This window comes from Sulfurimonas lacustris (assembly GCF_059705355.1).
The window spans coordinates 494,291-513,258 of sequence record NZ_AP046125.1 but is presented as its reverse complement, the minus strand read 5'-3'; the positions used below and the strand labels follow the sequence as shown (position 1 = coordinate 513,258).

Genomic DNA, 18,968 nt, shown 5'->3' with positions numbered 1-18,968 from the left:
CGCTGTACTGCAGAATCGTTCGCTATTTTTTAAAATTTTGCAAGAAGTTTCTACAAAGACTTCTCTATGCTATAGCGTAAATCTTCATCCAAATCCGCTATGTTTGAGAGTACCCACTCCAGATAGCCTCTATCGCACATCGCTATCTCTTCGATGTAACTGCCGCTATATTTTCCAAAATCAAGTTTTTGGATAAGCACATTTTTTTTGGTAAGTTTTACAAGTGCATCATGCTCTTTTATCTCCAAAAGGTACTCATAAAGAAGTTTTGTAAGCAATGCGTCACTGAGTGCATTGTGCGGGAGAATAGCGCACTCATTTTGAAGCTGAGCGTAGCGCAACGCCTCTTTTTTCTCCTCTTTATAAAGCTTTAGTTCGTAGCGCAAAAACTGCAATGAAAAGTAGTCGCACTCTGGGATGAGATGTTTGGTTACTCTCAGCGTGTCGATGGTCTTGCCCATCCAGACAAACCCACTTGCAAGAAGCATTTTGATATCAAAGTTGACGTTGTGCGCTATAAGTGTAGTACCTTCATGGTTGTTCTCTTGCAAAAATTTCCATGCCACGCTCTCTTTAAGGGGCGGTTTGCCTTGAAGCATCTCGTTGGTAACGTGGTTAACGCTTGAGGCTTTTGGGGGAATCTTTTTGCCCTCATTTAGAAGTTCATACACCGAAAAAAGCTCATTTTCGCCAACACCGATAAGGCCGATAGAGCAGATTTTATCGCTGTTCTCCAAGCCTGTTGTCTCTACATCCAAAAATATTAGCAAATATCACTCACTGCTTTGAAAAGATTCTAACATTACATGATAATGTTCAAGTGTCATGAAACTCTTCTCAAAACGAAAACGGATGATAAACTCTACTATCTTGTTTTTAAGCGTAACATCAACATTCTCAGCTTTGCCAAAATAACCCAAAGAGACATTTTTGCTCTTAACAACCGCCTCTTTGTCATAGCCGATGGCGAGTATTTGAAGGTATTTTCCCTTTTTTATCTCGCCCAAACTCTCGCTTTGAAGTGATGCGCCAGAGAGGTTTATGGCTTTAAAGTTGAAAAGCTCACCAAAATCTTCCACTTTTTGATGGATACCAAGCTCGTTGTAAAGGTTTTGCAAGATAATTAAATTGTCTTTTCTAGCACGCTCGTAACTAGAGATTTTATTGGTCAAATTTTTCAATCTATCTAAAGCTGAACTCATCATATCTTCCTCTTTATTTCTTGAGGGATTATACCAAAACAGAGTATAATTGCGCATTTCACTACAAAAGACAATTATGGATTATTTACAAATCAAAAAAAGCCTCCCCCTAGATGGAGAGATAAAAATTTCAGGTGCAAAAAATGCCGCTCTTCCGCTTATCGCGATGGCTATACTTGCTAAAAACAGAGTTGTTGTAAAAAATTTACCGCATGTTGCAGATATCAAAACCCTCTTGAAACTTCTCTCAAATCTAGGAGCAGAGTGTGTCTCAGAGTGGGGGGAAGAAGCAAGTACAACCATAGATACTTCAACTCTCACACAAACAAAAGCAACCTACGATATCGTTAGAACCATGCGTGCTTCTATCCTTGTACTTGGTCCAATTTTAGCGAGATTTGGGCATTGCGAAGTCTCTTTACCGGGGGGATGTGCCATAGGACAGCGACCGGTTGACTTACATCTCAAAGCGCTAGAGCAGATGGGAGCAGTTATCAACATAGAAGCCGGTTATATCCACGCTACCGCACCAGAGGGGCTTCATGGGTGCAATATCATCTTTGATAAAATAACTGTTACGGGAACAGCCAATATAGTCATGGCTGCAGCCCTTGCAAAGGGAGTCACAACCATCACAAACGCCGCAAGAGAGCCGGAGGTTGTACAGCTTTGTGAAGTTCTTAATGCAAGCGGCGTAAAAATCGAAGGCATTGCAACAGCTATTTTAACCATCCATGGAACAGGTGGTACACTTTTGGAGATAGAGCCATTTAGCGTTATCCCAGACCGCATCGAAGCTGGCACATACCTTTGTGCGGGTGCTATCACAAGGTCAGAACTTACTCTTAAAAATGCGAACGCAAAACATTTGGGTGCAGTACTCTCCAAACTTGAAGAGATGGGAAGCAAGTTTACCATCACGGAGAACTCCATCACCATCCACCCATCAGAAGTCATAAAACATGTCAAAATAGTCACGCAGGAGTACCCCGCATTTCCAACCGACATGCAAGCACAGTTTTTAGCCCTTGCAACACAAGCAGACGGTACTTCTATCATAGAAGAAAGACTTTTTGAAAACCGTTTTATGCATGTAAGTGAGCTTCAAAGAATGGGTGCAGATATCTCTCTCAACGGAAATATCGCCACCGTCAACGGCAAATCAAAATTAAGCGGAACAGACGTTATGGCAACGGATTTGCGTGCATCAAGCGCACTTGTCTTAGCAGGTCTTGTAGCGGACGGTGTAACATCCGTACACCGTATCTACCACCTTGACCGCGGGTATGACTCACTGGAGAAAAAACTACAAAATGTAGGGGCAGACATCGTCCGTTTAAAAGAGTGATTATTGTTGAAAAATAATCATCTCATAGATACTTTTTTTCGTCACTAAGGCTTTATCATGAGAGACGGTTTGAGAGTTTTTTGCTCTTAAGAGCTCTTGTCTTAGCTCAAGCATATCTTTTTCTATGGTATCGACACTCTCTTTTAGACGCAAGATAATATCTACCCCTGCCAAGTTTACACCAAGCTCACGCGTAAGGCGCAAAATAAGCTTGATTCTATCGATGTCTCTTTGAGAGTAGAGTCTTATCTTGCCGCTTGATCTTGAAGGGGTGAGAAGATTTTCTCTCTCATACTGCCTAAGTGTTTGCGGATGGATATCTAAAATCTTTGCAACGATACTTATGAGGTAAACCGGTTCATCATACTGATGCATCATCTCCTACTCCTTTGGTAATTTTTCTTGCATGAGCTGTGCTAGTTTTTCGTCCAAACTCTCTACTTTTGGCAACACTATATTTGCTTCAAGATAGAGATTGCCACGCTCTTTTGTCTTACGATTCATCGCTCCCATCTCTTTGACACGAAATCTCTGTCCATTTTTGGTGTTTTGCGGGATTTTAAGCTTTATCTCTTTTTCAAGCGTTTGGATAGTTACCGTATCGCCAAAAAGTGCGGCATAAAGTGGGACATCAAAGTGCTTTACCAAGTCATCATTTTCTCTGGTGTATTCTGGGTTAGAGGCAACATTTATCTTTAGAAAAAGGTCTCCTGCACGTCCACCCTGAGCATGCCCTTTACCTTTGACACGCATCTTCTCGCCACTGTTAACACCTGCGGGAATCTTGATGTCAAAACGTTCACCGTTTACCGCTACCGAGTGAGAACCACCTAAGATGGCAACGCTAAAGGGGATGGTTACACTTGTCTCTATGTCAAGATTTGGCTGTTGTCTCTGCTGTGAAAAACCGCCAAATCCGCCGCCGCCAAATGATGAACCGCCAAATCCGCCACCTGAGAACATACTACGTAAAATCTCATCCAAATCTGCTCCACCACCACCGTGCGAACGAGAGAAATCATGGAAATTTTGCCCGCCAAACATGCTGTCGCCATGCGCATCGTACTGCGCTTTTTTCTGTTTGTCGCTGAGTATCTCATAAGCTGCGTTAATCTCTTTGAACTTATCCTCCGCACCCTTTTCTTTGTTGATGTCTGGATGATACTGTCTTGCCAACTTTCTATACGCTTTTTTAATCTCCGCTTCGCTTGCGTTTTCTGCTATCTCTAATGTTTCATATAAAGATTTACTCATGTTTAATCCTACAAAAAATATACTATTAAGCGAGATTATATCACAAGAGTTGAGTGGATGTCAATCAACTCTGACGGAAATTTTTTAGTTTTTCTATCCTATCTTCAAGCGATGGGTGCGTGCTAAAGAGTGCCGCAAACCCCTTGCCGTTAATGCCAAAAGCCTTGATGGCTTCGGGTAGGTGTGGCTCTTCTTTGGAGCGTTGCAGTGCTTGAAGGGCGGCTATCATATTTTGTGTACCTGAGAGACTTGCCCCTGCTTCATCGGCTCTGTACTCTCTGTATCTTGAAAATGCCATAACCACCATAGATGCCAAAATACCTAAAACTATCTCCGCCGCAACGCTTGCTATCATGTAGCCCACGCCCGCACCTTCACCTCTGTTTTTAAGTATTACCCTATCGACCACATAACCGATAATGCGGGCAAAAAAGACCACAAAAGTATTTACCACTCCTTGTAAAAGCGTGAGTGTTACCATGTCTCCGTTGGCGACATGCCCTATCTCATGTCCTAAAACCGCTTCGACCTCTTTTTGTGTCATGCTTCTCAAAAGCCCACGGCTCACCGCAACCAAAGCATCGTTTTTAAAAGCACCGGTCGCAAAAGCGTTTGGACTCATGTCCTCAAAAATCGCCACTTCTGGCATCTTGATACCAGCTTTTTGCGAAAGTCTTGCTACTGTTTCAACCAGCCAAAATTCCTCAGAGTTTGTAGGATTTTCTATAACTCTCGCGCCCACAGACATCTTTGCCATCTGTTTTGACATCAAAAGCGAGATAAGCGAACCGCTAAAACCAATCACGAGCGAATAGACAAAAAGCATCCCTAAATCTAAACCGTTAGAATGCAAAAATTTATTTAGCCCAAAAATATTGACGATTACGCCGATAACTACCATAACAGCGATATTTGTAAGTAAAAAAAGCCCTACTCTTTTGAACATTTTTATTCCTCTTAGAATTTTTGAAAAATTATAATTAAGATGGGTTAATGGAGAGTTTGGGCTTGACTATTTCTGAAGAGGTAGATTTTGGTTGAAGATGGTTAAGATTTCGATTTTATCTTCAAAGATTTCATAGATGATTGTGTAGCCGTTAAAAATCATATCTCTGATATTTTCGGCTTCAAAATATTTTGATTTTCTGTATTTGTGTGGAAAAACAAGTAAGCCGCCTATCTGTTCATCAAGTTTTTTGTTAAATTTTTTTGCAGCACTGAGCTTGTCATAAGCAATGTACTCAAGAATCTCTTTAAGTTTTTTACTATAAAAAGTTGTTCTAATTATTTGCATATTTGACTTCTAGGTTTTTCATAAAAAGAGCCATATCTTCATCATATTCGTTTTGTGTAAACATCTGCATTTTCCCGCTTCGTACATCATCTCGCAGCTTGTGCAAATCTTCTCTTCTCTCATAAAAGTAGGGATCTTCTTTGAGATTTGGGTCGCTTTGTATCTCTATCTTGTCAATCATACCATCTTTTAGGCTATGTAAAAGCGTCATAATATTTGCCACATAACTATCTTTTACTTCCAAATGTATCGTTTGCATATTTTTGCTCCTTGATGGATTTTTTAAATTATACATTTTTTAAACCAACACACTCATTTCCGATGTCAAGCAAAAAAATGCCTGACATGTAGAAAAATCTTAGTGTAAAAAGTGTCTTACTTCTGAGAAGTAAAGGCTCATGCCGTACTCGTTTGCAGCGGCGATGACCTCATCATCACGGATGCTTCCACCTGGTTCTATAACGCTCTTTACACCAGCTGCAGCGGCAGCGTCAATGCTGTCACGGAATGGGAAAAATGCTTCGCTTGCAAGTGCTGCTCCCGTTACATCAAGTCCCATCTCTTTAGCTTTTTTAAGCGCACATTGGCTTGCGTCAACTCGGCTTGTCATGCCCATTCCAACGGCTACCATAGCAGAGTTTTTCACATAAACTACGCAGTTTGATTTTGTAAGAGATGCTACTTTGTATGCTATCTCCATATCTTTTTTCTCTTGGCTTGTTGCTTCTCTTGTAGTCATAAGTTTTGCGTTTTTGACTTCATCATCGTTTACTTTGTCGGCATCTTGATAGACAAAACCGCCGTCTATATGTTTAAAATCCTTCTCGTCATTTGCAAGAACAAGTTTGTCGCTTCCCATTTCAAAGAGTTTAATGCGTTTTTTGCTCTCAAAAACTTCTAACGCCTCCTCTGTAAAACGCCCCGCAATGATGACTTCTAGGAAGATTTCATTCATCTTAAGTGCAAGCTCTTTTGTAACTATGCCATTTACTGCAACAACACCGCCAAACGCCGAAACGGGGTCACATTTTAGAGCTTCAACATACGCCTCTAAAAGCGTATCTTTTATGGCAAACCCGCAAGGATTGCCGTGTTTGGTTATACAAACTGCATTGTCACTTCCAAATGCAGAGGCAATTTTTACCGCACCGCTTAGGTCATTTAGGTTGTTAAAACTAGCTTCGCCTTTAAGGGTTTTAAAGTTGCTTGAGTAATGTTTGTCAAACTCATAAAGCGCACCTTTTTGATGAGGATTTTCACCGTAACGGGTATCCATCACTTTACTTCCTACTATAAACTGTTTCGCACCAAAACCGCCGTTAAAACGCTTGTTCATATAGTTTGCTATCATAGAGTCATACGCCGCTGTATGTTCAAATGCTTTTATCATAAGATTGCGACGAAACTCAAGCGTGTTTTTCTCATTTTCTAGTGCGTCTATCACTTTTTCATAGTCACTTGCATCGGTTACAATCATAACGCTGTCAAAGTTTTTAGAAGCAGAACGCACCATGGCAGGTCCGCCGATGTCGATGTTTTCTATGATTTCTTCAAAATCATCTGTTTTCTCAATCGTCGCTTTGAATGGATATAGGTTTACACAAACAAGGTCTATCGCCTCAACGCCCAATTCCCCCGCTTGATCTAAGTGCGACTGTTTGTCACGACGATGCAAAATTCCACCATGTACGAATGGATTGAGCGTTTTAACACGCCCCTCAAAACACTCTGGAAATTTTGTAACCTCATCTATCTCAATGGCTTTGATGCCGTTTTCAACAAGAATCTTATATGTTCCGCCTGTTGAGATGATTTCAAATCCGTTTTTTACCAAAGCGTTGCAAAACGCAACCACACCGCTTTTGTCACTTACACTAACCAATGCTCTTTTCATCAAAATTTCCTAAAAAATAAATTGCGTCATTTTATCCAAGGGTTGCTTTGAACTCTTTAATTGCATCTAAATAGGGCAAAATTTCTTGAAATTTTCCTAAAAAATCAAAATTTTCATCCTCTCTTTTTGCTGCTGCTTCAATCTCTGCGCTGATTTTTGAGAGGGTGTCAAAACAGAGTGAAGCTGCACCACTTTTGAGGTTATGTGCGCTCATATGTATCTTTGAAAACTCTCTTTGCTCCCATCCATCACGCATATTTTGTTCTAGCGTCTCTAAAGAGGAGACGAAACTTATAAATACTTTTTGCATGATTGCCTCAGAAAAGCGCATCTTCTCTCTGCTTTTCTCAAGCGATGCTTTAATGTCTATAGTCATCTTTTGGCTCTGGAGTTGCGCAACTGCATATCTGCTCAAAACTGCTTCAAGCGCTTTTGTATCGATGGGTTTTGTGAGATAGTCTGCCATGCCAAGCGAGAGAAATTTCTCCCTATCGCCCTCTAACGCATTGGCGGTCAGTGCGACTATGGGGGTTTTGATGTGCAGTTCTTGGATAAGGATGCGTGTTGCTTCTATGCCGTTCATCACGGGCATGTTGACATCCATGAGGATAAGGTCATAGTGATTTGCTTTTGCTTTTTCTACCGCCTCTTGACCGTTAAGCGCAAAATCATACGTCACCCCAAAACTCATAAGAAGCTCAGAAAGAAGCAGTCTGTTTATCTCATAATCCTCTGCCGCCAAAACTCGCATTTGAAGAGATTTTTTTATCTCTTTGATCTCTGTTTTTATGAGTTCTAGGCGCATAAGCTCATTATAGAGGATAGATGGAAACTCCTCAAAAACCTCTATATGGTGGTGTCGTACATCCTCTTTTGTTTTGCCCTCTGTTCCAAGAAAGAGGATTTTTGCTTCACAAAAGGCGTCTGTCATCTCCTCATTTTTGGCAATGATGATAGCGTTGCTTTTGTCTGCTTCTTTGCTATATGCCTCTAACGTACTCCAAGCTATGCCATAAGCGTTGAGTTGTGAAGCTAAGTTTTCGTGGCTCTTTGCGTCCATGCCAAAAAGGTAGAGTGAAAAATCTCTCAAATGCTCTTTAAGTGTCGATTTTGAGTCACAAACACTATAGGCAACATCAAAGTAAAACTTGCTACCAACACCCTCTTTACTCTCCAGCTCAAGCTTGCTCTGCATGAGTGTTACAAGGGTGTTAGAGATACTCAGACCAAGCCCCGTGCCGCCGAATTTTCGTGTTGTTGAACTATCAGCCTGAGAGAATGGCTCAAAAATCTTCTGCTGTCTCTCTTTTGGAATCCCGATACCACTATCTTCCACACAAAAGCGTATCTTTTGCCCCTGCTTTTGTATCTTGACATGCACGGTGCCACCTGAGGGAGTAAACTTGATGGCATTACCGATAAGGTTCGTCAAAATCTGCTTTATATGAAAACTATCCACCGCAACACACTCGCCAAGTGCGGGGTCTATCTCTATCATATAAGATATCTCTTTTTCTCTAGCCTTGCCTGCTAAAAGCATAAGCGTGTTCTCGAACTCCATAAAAGGGTTGATTTTTGTAAGCTCTATGGGGTTGTGTCCACTTTCAAGTTTTGAAAAATCAAGAATATCGTTGATGATTTGGATAAGTGTCGCACTTGAGTTTTTTATAAGCTCTATAAATTTACTCTGCCTTGCATCCAACTCTGTTTTTGCCAAAAGCTCTGAAAAGCCCAGTATAGCGTTCATCGGGGTGCGTATCTCGTGGCTCATATTTGCCAAGAAATTTGCTTTTTCGCGCTCTGCTTCGAGGGATTTTATCCGCGCCTCTTCTATGGGAGTGATATCGGTAAAAGTCGCCAAATAGCGAAGCTCCTCCTCTTTGTCTATTGTTGCGATTTTGACACTGTAAATGCGCCCATCAATCGAAGCAAGATGAACTTTATGAGGCTCTTTGAGGATAGATTCAAGCCAGAGTACATCACTGCTTGACTCTCTTAAAAAGCCCTCTTTTGTTTCAAAAAGCTCACAAACGTATCTATGTTTTTGCAAAAACTTCTCTAGTGTCTCAAAACCAAAGAGCTCAAAAAACTTTTTATTGACCTCTTTGATGCCCTCTTTTGGATCAAGCACTACGATAATGCTCTCTTGATTGTCCAAAATATCTGAGACTCTCTGTTTTTGAGTCTCCACCTTTTTTTGGTACTCAATGGTCGAAGTGATATCTTTACGAAGCGCCATAAACTCGACAATCTCGCCCTCCCTATTTAAAAGCGGCACGATAGCGGCATTGACATAGTACGTAGAGCCATCTTTGGCAAGGTTGGGGATGATGCCCTGCCACACCTCTTTGGCGAGAATAGTTTTCCAAATCTCTGTAAAAAGTTCTTGAGGATTTTGGGGATGTCTGATGATGTTGTGTTTTTTGCCAAGAAGCTCATATCTGCTGTAGCCGCTGATTTTGATAAAGTTGTCGTTTACGTACTTGATAACCCCATCGGGAGAGGTAACGCTCACTATCAAAGAGGTGTCAATGGCTCTTTTGTACTGCTTGAGCATATGAATCATCTCTTCATTGGCATCTGATGTCTTCTCTAGATTTTTTTGCAGCTCTGCGTTTTGCTCTTGAATCTTGATGTTTGCTCTTGTAAGCTCCTCGGAGTTCATCTCAAGCGTATGCTCTAAAAAACGCTTTTCTTTGTAGAGTTCATCATAACTCCCAGAGATAGCATCAAGCAATTTTACAAGCGAGTCATCTTGCATAGATGCATCAAAATCTTTACCAAAAGCTCTTTTTATCTGTCTTTGAAGAAGGCTATGCATCTTAATTTTCAAAAATTACGCTAAGAGTCATAGTTTGGTTATGAAGTTCACAGTGGAGTTTGTCTTTGAAAAAAGGAGCGATTTCTCCATAAGAGTAAAAACCTACAAGATGGACATTTTCACCCAAAATATCGCCAACTTCTTCAAGCTCTTCATCGATGATTTGCCCTAAAACTATCTTTCTACCCACGCAACTCACCACAAGAGCGAGTGCAGATTTTTGGTTGGCAACATCTATCTCTCGTGCCGCACTTCCGGCTCCTTCTATAAGCTTGTCCATATCGGGCTTCATAAGCCTTGCTATATACCCCTCAGGCACATCCCCTGCAAAAATAATCGACTTCGCATCTTCATCGATACCCAAAAGTGTGCGGATAACCTCCGTCTCCTGCGTATCTTTTTTGATACTTAAGGGAAAACGTAAACCACTGTTTGGAAGCTCAGAGGCATACGCGCCAAGGTATCTTTTGTAGAGGTCAAGTGCTGGTTCACCGTCTATCTCGTAGAGTATATTTGCGCTTGATTTAGTGATAACTCGCTGCACTCCAAACTCGCTCCATCCGCCAAAGCACCCACTACTGATAGTAAGATTTTCGCCATAAAAACCCAAAACCGCTACGCGTGCCTCTTTAGCAACATCGTCACAAAGCACAAAAGTCTCTTCAAACCTCGCACCATCTCCCGCAAGTCCGCCTGTAACACTCACGCCATGAAGCGCTGCATTGATACCACGCACAAGTTCAGAACCATTTACTTTCAGCCCATCGGAGAGAACAAAAACATGCTTTAATCCCTCTTTGCTCAGTTTTGAGACAAGCTCTGAAGAGAGCTCTTCTAGGCTCATCCCCTCCCTAAAGTCCATACTATAGAGCTCTACATGCGAACTCTCAAACTTCACAGCTGTTGCAACAAGCGGCGACGTGGATATCTCTTTACCTAAAATATTGCCCGAAGAGGAAGAGCCCAAAATATGCGCATTTGGAAATTTTGCTCGTAACTCTTTGTATGTTTGCGCCTCTTTGACAACCTCAGTATCACCAAAAACAAAAACGATATCTGCATCCTCTGCACTCTCTATCTCTTTTGAGACATACTCCCACACTCCATTTTTTTGCATTGTTGCGTTATCTATTTTCACTGTTCTTCCTCAAATTGCATATAAATTTCTCTCACTTTTTCTATGTTCTCTCTAAAAAGTGACACCAATCTAGGGTCAAAATGCTTTCCTGACTCTTGCGCCAAAAACGCTATCGCCTCTTCAAAGCTCCACGGTTTTTTGTAGGGTCTTTGCGAGGTAAGAGCATCAAAAACATCTGCAATAGCCGTAATGCGCCCATAAATATGGATATCTTCCCCACTATAACCATGATAATACCCGCTGCCATCGAACTTTTCATGGTGGTATTTTGCAATAATCGCACCCGCTTGCAGGTAAGGGTTTTTACTCTCTTTGAGGAGCTCATAGCCAAGCTGAGAGTGTGTTTTCATCGTCTCATACTCTGCATCACTAAACTTTGCAGGTTTGAGCAAGATAGCATCACTGATACCGACTTTACCTATGTCATGCAGCGGTGAAGCGTAAAAAAGGATGTCTTGTTCTCTCTCACTAAGTCCATAAGCAGATGCCAACATCTTTGAGTAGTGCGCCACACGAGCGATGTGGCTTCCCGTCTCTGGGTCTCTATACTCCGCTAGGCGTGAAATGACCTCTAAGGCTTCATGCTCACGTGCCACAAGGTTTGCTGTTGCTTTTTGCACCTCAAGCTGAAGTTTTGCGTTAAAATCTTGCAGTTGAAGTTTCATCTCTATGATTTTTCTAAAGTTTTTTATCTTTGCTTCAAACTGCGCGATATCGACAGGCTTCGTCAAAAAGTCCGCCGCTCCTGCACGCAGAGCTTCCAGTCGCAAAGAGTAGTCATCATCTACCGCGCTTACCATAACAGGGATAAGCTCCTCTTGAACCCTCAGCGCCTCTCGTATAAGCTCTACCCCATTCATTTGCGGCATCATATAGTCCACAAGCATCAAATCAACTCTATTATTTTTGAGGTATTGCAAAGATTCGAGCGGATTTTCAAAACTGACCACTTCTATGCCGATTTCCCTTGCTATCTCCTCTATCAATATAAGGTTCATCAAAGTGTCATCTACGGAAATTACTCTCAAAGTATCCATTGTCATCCTTTTTTTAAGGGCGTTGTTTTTTATTATATCACTCATTCTTATAAAAAAAATTAAAAATGACAAAAATATTTTTTTCATTTTTTGCTAAAATAGCCTTTTTTTAAAGGGGAAAGATATGCAATACAAACTTCTATCTGTACAACTAGGCAAAGTAAAAGGCTATGGAGACAAAGAAAGCCGAGATTTTTTAGGCAAATACTGGGAGAGCGGCTCTTTTAAAGAGGCTACATCTTTAAGAGTTTGGGCGGGCAAACTGGGTTTAAATGGCGATGAAGTGGCTGACAAAGTCCACCATGGCGGAGAAGAGAAAGCCATATTTGCCAACAGTTACGAAAATTACAAAGAGTGGAGTGAGTTTTTAGGCGAAGAAGTGCCTTTTGGCGCACTCGCTGAAAATCTTACTATCTCTGGACTTCATGAGAGCAACGTCTGTTTGGGTGATATATACAAAATAGGTGATGCCACACTACAAGTCTCACAACCTAGAAAACCTTGCTGGAAGATAGCAAAACGATGGAACAACCAAAAATTCACCCACGAAATCTACACAACAGGGCTTACAGGTTGGTACTACAGAGTGATTGAAGAGGGGTTTTTAGGAGCAGGGGATGAAGTGGTTTTACTCTCTCGTGAAGCAGAGCAAGTCTCTATCCTTGATGCAAATATGGCGTTTGCCAATCCTATCATGCATAGAGATATTTTAGAGAAGATTTTGAGTATCTCCTCTCTTGCCCCATCGTACAGAGCAAGCATAGAGAAGAGAATCGCTGGAGAGTTTTCACTTGAGTATATGAGAGTGGACTAGATATCCCTCTCTATGACTCTTTTAAATGTGTTAAAGTAGTTGTCTTGAAGCTCACTCATACGCATCTCAACATTGTTGATTTTGATGCTATCTCCGCCTACAGTTCCGATTTTTTGGCAGAACATCTGACCACCGCTCAATGACTCAAAAGAAGCACAATCTTCTTGTCTTACCTCAACGATAGCGCGGCTCATAGTTTCTGAAAAGATATCTCTCTCATCATCAACAAGCATTCTCACACTACATCCAAGACCGCTTACCGCCGCCATTTTTGCCAAAGCGATAGCCACACCGCCACTGCTTGCATCTTTTGCACATCTCAGCAACCCTCTTTTGTTTGCTTCGATAACCAAATCCCAAAGGAAAAGCTCTTTTTCATAGTCTATCTCAGGCAGTTTTCCTGCAACCGTGCCACAAATCTCTTTCATATAGAGAGATCCGCCAAACTCGCTCTCACTCTCCCCGATAAGATAAAGAGCGCTCCCCTCTTCTTGAAAACTTGACATCAAAACTTTGTTTGCGTCATCATTAACACCGACCGTTGCGATAGATGGAGTTGGGAAAACCGATACACCGTTTGTCTCATTGTAAAGTGAAACATTACCCCCGATAACCGGAGTGGTTAGTGCCGCGCAAGCCTCTTTGATCCCCAAACAGCTCTCGCCAAACTGCCACATCACCTCAGGGTTTTCAGGATTTCCAAAATTGAGACAATCTGTAATCGCCAAAGGTCTAGCCCCGCTCATAGCAACATTTCTACCGCTCTCGATAACCGCTGCCGCTGCTCCGCCTTTTGGGTCTATGTAACAGTAGCGAACATTACAGTCAGCAGACATTGCAAGTGCTTTGCCGTTCTCTTTTACACGGATAACAGAAGCGTCCAGCATACCGCCTTTTTTGATGGTATTTGTCTGCACCATTGAGTCATACTGCGTATAAATCCATGATTTATCGACTACTTCCATAGACTTTGTCAGTCTCTCAAACGCCTCTTGATTTGACACACGAGGAAAATCGTTGATAGTCACATCTGCAATTTTGTCCAAATAGGCAGGGCGAACCATCGGGCGTTTAAGAACCGGTGCTTCTTCACTTACAGGGTTTACAGGAACTTCAGCAACTTTGTCTCCATGCCAGAAAAGCTCCATATTTCCAGTGTTTGTTACCTCGCCGATAACTGCCGCATCCAAATCCCACTTTTCAAATATCTTGATAATTTCGGCTTCACTTCCCTTTTTTGCACAAAGAAGCATACGCTCTTGCGATTCTGAGAGCATAAAGTCGTATGGGGTCATCCCCTCTTCACGAGCAGGAACTTTGTCTAAGTGCATTATCATACCGCTACCACTTCTACCCGCCATCTCAAAAGATGAACTCGTAAGACCCGCCGCACCCATATCTTGGATGCCCACAACATGATCAGTCTTGAAAAGCTCTAAACAAGCCTCAAGCAAAAGTTTTTCTGTAAACGGGTCGCCCACTTGAACGGTAGGACGCAGAGATTTTGACTCTTCCGTAAAGCTATCAGACGACATAACCGCTCCGCCTAAACCGTCACGCCCAGTTTTCGCACCCACATAAATAACAGGATTGCCGATACCGTCAGCTCTTCCGTAGAAGATTTCATCCGATTTTGCAAGTCCGAGAGTAAAAGCATTTACCAAGATATTGCCGTTATAACACTCATCAAAACTTGTCTCGCCGCCGATAGTCGGAACCCCCATGCAGTTTCCATAACCGCCAATGCCTGCTACAACACCACGAACAAGGTATCTCTGATGAGCTGAAATCTTGTCATCGTTTAAAACATTTCCAAATCTTAGAGCATTGAGGTTTGCAATAGGTCTAGCACCCATTGTAAAAACATCACGCATGATACCGCCAACACCAGTTGCAGCCCCTTGATACGGTTCTATAAAGCTTGGGTGGTTGTGTGACTCCATCTTAAAAACAGCCGCATAACCATCCCCGATGTCGATAACACCTGCATTTTCTCCAGGACCTTGGATAACCCATGGAGCTTTTGTAGGAAACCCGCTTAAGTGAACCTTTGAAGATTTATAGCTACAGTGTTCGCTCCACATTGCGGAAAAAATCCCGATTTCGACAAGATTAGGCTCACGTCCCAAAATCTGCTTGATATGCGTGTAGTCTTCATTTGACAACTTGTGTGAAGAGAGTACTTTTTCTATATTTTCTAGTTGTTGGCTCACGGGGAAATCCTAAAAATTTGATTTTTAAGCGGTGATTATATCTAATGTGAGGTAAAAAGAGTTTTAACCAACGAGTAACTGATGCAAAGCATTTTTGTAAAACTTACGTGCGAAATGTTATTTTTTTTGGAAGTGAGGCTTTAGCCTCGCCATGCGTTATAGTGAAGATTATAACTTTTAACGGGACTAAAGTCCCATTTCCAAAGAGTTTGATTTTAATGAAAAGCGAACTGCTCTTTTGTGCGAATGTTTTTTTTGAGAGAGAAGATGTTTTTGTAGAAAATCTCTAAAATTTCATACTCTTTTCTTCCGTTTGGAAGCTGAAGCTTAAACTGCTCATCGACCTTTTTTCCAAGAAGCGCACGGGCAAGCGGGGAGTGTACGCTTATAAGAGCATTTTCAGGCTCAGACTCTAAAACACCGCAAATTGTAAAACACTCCTCCTCGTCCGTCTCAAGATTAACGATGCGTACACTGCTTCCAAAACTAACCCGTTCATGAGAGAGGCGTGATGGGTCTATGATTTGGGCTTTTTGCATCATGGAGTTGAGATAAAAAAGCCTCTTGTCTATGTGACGGAGTTTCTCTTTTGCCGCTTGATAGTCCGCATTTTCGCTTCTATCTCCCAAAGCCGCCGCAACAAGTTTTTCATGCGCAACTTTTGGCTTTTCAACCTCAAGCAAAAACTTGAACTCTTTGACTAAAACATCATACCCCTCAACACTCATAGGTTCTTGCAAAACCCTACCACCTATGCGCTAAACCCTACTATGTAGTAGGTGTTTTTATTGTCTAGTTTTTCAACTTTTACCTTATATTTTTCACTAAAATGTTTCACTTTTTCATGCGCTTCTTGCGCCATTTCAGGGGATGGAGTGTCTATTTTTATTTTGAAGTAGTCGTTTGAATTGGACATGGCAACATAGGCATCATCTACTCTTAAGTGGTTATGCAAATCCATAATATGCTTGCGTATCTTTTCATACCCTTGTGTATTTTCTTCGATTTTTTCAAGCTGTTTGAGTAACGCTTCGTTTGGCGCGTATCCCAACTGCGTAAGCACTGCTTCTTTTTGCATAAATTTTTCCTTTTTTACAATTTTGTGGGCATATGGTAACGATGTTTTGTAAATATTCAGTGCTTTTTTATAAACATAGATGTATCATCAAATCAAATTTTTAGCTACAAAAGAGAGCATTATATGACTGAAGAGATACTCAAAAAAATCAAACAACTCCCCCCGCTTCCAGAGTCTGCAATGCAGATAGAGTCAGTTTATCAAGACCCAGACAGCACATTTAACGATATGGTAAAGATTTTAGAAAAAGACCCTCTTTTAACAGCCGATATCTTAAAAGCTGCTAACTCCCCGCTTTATGGTTTTAGCCGTGAAATCAACACTATCAACCAAGCAGTTGGTCTCTTTGGGATGGGAACAGTGCGCGGTTTTGCACTTGCCAGCATTGTAAAGAAGAGCTTTATACTTGATTTTTCTGCGTATGGCATTACCAATGATATGTTCTCGGCACTCTCAAAAAAGCAGCATGCACTTGTTACTTCATGGTGCCTAAGAAAAGAAGCGAAACTTTTGGGCATCCTCTCTCCGGCTGCATTTTTAGTTGAGATTGGTAAGGTTTTGATAGCGCAACAGATTATGGCAGACAAAACACAAGAGAAATTTAAAGAGGCACTTGCAACTACTAAAGATGTAGAAGCAGCAGAGAGAGAAGTTGTGGGTGTTGACACACCTGAAGTAAGCGGAACCATCTTTGAACACTGGAGATTTGAATCAGGACTTGTGGAGACCATCCGTCACTGTGGCGCTCCAGAAAATGCCAAAGCAGATGTACAAAAAGCAGCAAAAATCTTGCAAGTCGTTCGCACTGCAGTGCCTATCAATGGCGTCATAACAGAGCAGAGTGCGGCTGCGGCAAAAGAGCTTATTCTCAAATACGACCTTGATATGGAAAGTTTTGAAAAAGCTCTCGAAAATATGTAAGCGTAGTGATGAAATCTCTTCTTATTAGACTTACCCACGGACTAGATGAGCAGGATATCGCTGCAGATGAACTGGTGTATGTCAAGGACTTTTTAGCAAAAGAGTACATTACAAAAAAAGAGAGCGTTTACAAGTTCAACTCCAAGTACCGTGCTGGAACACTTGGGCTTATCCAAAATGGCACAGCGTACCTCAATGTTATCGGCGAGTATGTTCATGATATCTTCATAGATGATGTCGAGAGTACCAAAGCGATAGAGGGTGACCTTGTTATCGTGCAGAGGCTTCTTGGCAAACGTGGTACTCCGAGTGGAAAAATTGTCGAAGTAGTAGGACGTGCGCAAACTTACAGTGTCGCTTACATAGTGGTAAAAGAGGGGCGAAAATCTTTAGTTGACATAAAAACTGATTTTCCAATCGGCATTGAGATAAGCCCGCAAGAGCTAAACTCCTACAACGAAGGCGATGTTTTTAAGATTAACAATCAAGACTTCACTATCATGGAGTGTTTGGGAAACATAAAAGACCCTCTAGTGGATGAGAAGATTGTTCTTGCACAATTTAACAAACATGATGCTTTTAGCGAGGAGGTGCTTGAACTCTCACGCTCATTTAAAGAGGTTGATGCTTCACTCTATCCAAAGAGAGTTGACTTAAGAGAACTCCCGTTTTGCACCATCGACCCCGTTACCGCAAAAGATTTTGACGATGCTATCTGTTATGTTGAAGAGACAACAACACTTTATGTCGCCATAGCCGATGTAAGCGAGTATGTTACACCTTTTGGGGCTATCGACAATGAAGCGATTTATAGAAGCTTTTCCATCTATCTTCCACACCGTTCTATCCCGATGCTGCCACGAGAACTCAGCGAAACGCTCTGCTCTCTGCAACCGCACAAAGACAGACTTGCTTATGTTTTTGAGATGAAACTCGACCTTGGCACGCTTGAAGTAAGCAGTTCAAAAGTGTATGAAGCCATTATCCATTCGCAAAGAAGATTTAACTATGAAGAGATAGATGCCCATTTTGAAGGCACACTTGAGGCAAAAAACTCCTCAGAAGAGCTTATATTTGCCTCCATAGACAAACTTAGAGTTATCACGGATGCACTGAGAGAGAAGAGACTTAAAGTCGGCTACAACTTCCGCTCACACGAACTTGAGATGTTCATAGATGAGCAGACCAACATTGTAAGCACAACCTATGCAGAGGAGACCCCATCTCATGCGCTTATAGAGGATTGTATGCTACTGGCAAACAAAGAGGCGGCAAAGAGATTTAAGAGAGGGATTTTTCGTATCCACGAACCGCCGAGCCAAATGAAACTGCAAAATCTCTATCAAGAGCTGGCAGGAATCGGTATGTTTATAGATATCAAAAAATCGCTCAAAGAGACGATTGAACAGATGCAAAAACAGGCGACCGAGATGGGAATCTCCAGTGAAGTGGACACGCTCATCATCCAATCTCAGATGCAGGCACGCTATGCACCGCTCAATGCAGGGCATTTTGGTTTGGGATTTGAGGAGTACACACACTTCACGTCACCCATCAGACGCTACTCTGACCTTATAGTGCATAGACTTTTAAAAGCCATCACCAACAATGACACTGAGCAGGGTTCATATGTACTTAGAAACATAGAATCCCTCTGTATGAGTGTAAGTGAAAAAGAGAGAGAAGCCGCAACAGTAGAGGTGGAGTTTATGGCACGCAAATTTGCACGCTGGGCAAATGAGCACATAGACGAGGTTTTCAAAGCAAGAGTGACTGCAACCGACCCGTTTTTCAAAGCAGAACTTCATGACACGCTTCAAGGAGCAAGATTTCTTATTACCCACTCCATGGATGCCGCTCTTTTTGATGATGTAAAAGTTAGAATCGACAAAGTAGATATTGCAAAAGCTAAGATTTACGGCTCCATCGTTGCTATTATAGAAAAAGATTAGAT

The 18,968-nt window shown here is 41.7% G+C and carries 18 protein-coding genes; 4 read left to right on the top strand and 14 right to left on the bottom strand.

Annotated elements, in window-relative coordinates; translation table 11 throughout:
* Positions 1-50: 50 nt before the first annotated feature.
* On the bottom strand, positions 51-770 hold the full coding sequence (locus AC6H4V_RS02805) for an exonuclease domain-containing protein (protein WP_497607382.1): 720 nt from the start codon (positions 768-770) through the stop codon (positions 51-53).
* Between the two features lie 3 nt (positions 771-773).
* Positions 774-1,205: a hypothetical protein gene (locus AC6H4V_RS02800; protein ID WP_497607381.1), complete on the bottom strand. Its 432-nt coding sequence runs from the start codon at positions 1,203-1,205 to the stop codon at positions 774-776.
* Between the two features lie 73 nt (positions 1,206-1,278).
* Between AC6H4V_RS02800 and murA the strand changes: the two genes are divergently transcribed.
* Positions 1,279-2,550, top strand: a complete 1,272-nt coding sequence (murA, locus tag AC6H4V_RS02795; protein ID WP_497607380.1) for a UDP-N-acetylglucosamine 1-carboxyvinyltransferase — start codon at positions 1,279-1,281, stop codon at positions 2,548-2,550.
* Here murA and AC6H4V_RS02790 read toward each other — a convergent pair whose 3' ends face one another.
* The 9 genes from AC6H4V_RS02790 to AC6H4V_RS02750 form a co-directional block, all read right to left on the bottom strand.
* Positions 2,551-2,928 carry a heat shock protein transcriptional repressor HspR gene (locus AC6H4V_RS02790; protein ID WP_428730787.1) on the bottom strand — a complete coding sequence of 126 codons (378 nt, stop codon included), beginning with the start codon at positions 2,926-2,928 and terminating at the stop codon, positions 2,551-2,553.
* Positions 2,929-2,931: 3 nt separating this feature from the next.
* Positions 2,932-3,804, bottom strand: coding sequence for a DnaJ C-terminal domain-containing protein (locus AC6H4V_RS02785; protein ID WP_497607379.1), 873 nt, complete (start codon positions 3,802-3,804; stop codon positions 2,932-2,934).
* A gap of 64 nt (positions 3,805-3,868) precedes the next feature.
* Complete coding sequence (htpX, locus tag AC6H4V_RS02780) at positions 3,869-4,750, bottom strand: protease HtpX (RefSeq protein ID WP_497607378.1); 882 nt, start codon at positions 4,748-4,750, stop codon at positions 3,869-3,871.
* Positions 4,751-4,816: 66 nt separating this feature from the next.
* A complete protein-coding gene (locus AC6H4V_RS02775) occupies positions 4,817-5,098 on the bottom strand; it encodes a type II toxin-antitoxin system RelE/ParE family toxin (protein ID WP_497607377.1) in 282 nt (93 codons plus the stop codon).
* Entirely contained in the window at positions 5,085-5,357 is a 273-nt protein-coding gene (locus AC6H4V_RS02770) for a hypothetical protein (RefSeq protein WP_497607376.1), read from the bottom strand. Before AC6H4V_RS02770 ends, AC6H4V_RS02775 begins: the two co-directional genes overlap by 14 nt.
* 99 nt (positions 5,358-5,456) lie before the next feature.
* Positions 5,457-6,992: a bifunctional phosphoribosylaminoimidazolecarboxamide formyltransferase/IMP cyclohydrolase gene (gene purH / locus AC6H4V_RS02765; RefSeq protein WP_497607375.1), complete on the bottom strand. Its 1,536-nt coding sequence runs from the start codon at positions 6,990-6,992 to the stop codon at positions 5,457-5,459.
* A 31-nt stretch (positions 6,993-7,023) separates the two neighbouring features.
* A complete protein-coding gene (locus AC6H4V_RS02760; RefSeq protein ID WP_497607374.1) occupies positions 7,024-9,813 on the bottom strand; it encodes a hybrid sensor histidine kinase/response regulator in 2,790 nt (929 codons plus the stop codon).
* Position 9,814: 1 nt separating this feature from the next.
* Positions 9,815-10,951 (bottom strand): FIST signal transduction protein, encoded by a 1,137-nt coding sequence (locus tag AC6H4V_RS02755; protein ID WP_497607373.1) that lies wholly within the window; start codon positions 10,949-10,951, stop codon positions 9,815-9,817.
* Complete coding sequence (locus AC6H4V_RS02750; protein WP_497607372.1) at positions 10,948-11,988, bottom strand: HD domain-containing phosphohydrolase; 1,041 nt, start codon at positions 11,986-11,988, stop codon at positions 10,948-10,950. The genes AC6H4V_RS02755 and AC6H4V_RS02750 overlap by 4 nt, the downstream gene beginning before the upstream one ends.
* 124 nt (positions 11,989-12,112) lie before the next feature.
* Between AC6H4V_RS02750 and AC6H4V_RS02745 the strand changes: the two genes are divergently transcribed.
* Positions 12,113-12,802 (top strand): MOSC domain-containing protein, encoded by a 690-nt coding sequence (locus AC6H4V_RS02745; protein ID WP_428730524.1) that lies wholly within the window; start codon positions 12,113-12,115, stop codon positions 12,800-12,802.
* On the opposite strand, the gene purL is transcribed toward AC6H4V_RS02745, so the two are convergent.
* The 3 genes from purL to AC6H4V_RS02730 all read right to left on the bottom strand — a co-directional run bounded on the left by purL (position 12,799) and on the right by AC6H4V_RS02730 (position 16,093).
* Positions 12,799-15,015: a phosphoribosylformylglycinamidine synthase subunit PurL gene (gene purL / locus AC6H4V_RS02740; protein ID WP_497607371.1), complete on the bottom strand. Its 2,217-nt coding sequence runs from the start codon at positions 15,013-15,015 to the stop codon at positions 12,799-12,801. The two genes, AC6H4V_RS02745 and purL, sit on opposite strands and share 4 nt — an antisense overlap.
* 215 nt (positions 15,016-15,230) lie before the next feature.
* The gene (locus AC6H4V_RS02735) at positions 15,231-15,755 is read right to left on the bottom strand and encodes a GreA/GreB family elongation factor (protein WP_428730522.1); all 525 of its coding nucleotides are present in this window, start codon (positions 15,753-15,755) and stop codon (positions 15,231-15,233) included.
* A gap of 11 nt (positions 15,756-15,766) precedes the next feature.
* On the bottom strand, positions 15,767-16,093 hold the full coding sequence (locus tag AC6H4V_RS02730; RefSeq protein WP_428730521.1) for a hypothetical protein: 327 nt from the start codon (positions 16,091-16,093) through the stop codon (positions 15,767-15,769).
* Positions 16,094-16,216: 123 nt separating this feature from the next.
* On the opposite strand from AC6H4V_RS02730, the gene AC6H4V_RS02725 reads away from it, so the two are divergent.
* Positions 16,217-17,014: an HDOD domain-containing protein gene (locus AC6H4V_RS02725; RefSeq protein WP_497607370.1), complete on the top strand. Its 798-nt coding sequence runs from the start codon at positions 16,217-16,219 to the stop codon at positions 17,012-17,014.
* 8 nt (positions 17,015-17,022) lie between these two features.
* Complete coding sequence (locus AC6H4V_RS02720) at positions 17,023-18,966, top strand: RNB domain-containing ribonuclease (protein ID WP_497607369.1); 1,944 nt, start codon at positions 17,023-17,025, stop codon at positions 18,964-18,966.
* The last annotated feature ends 2 nt before the right edge of the window (positions 18,967-18,968 follow it).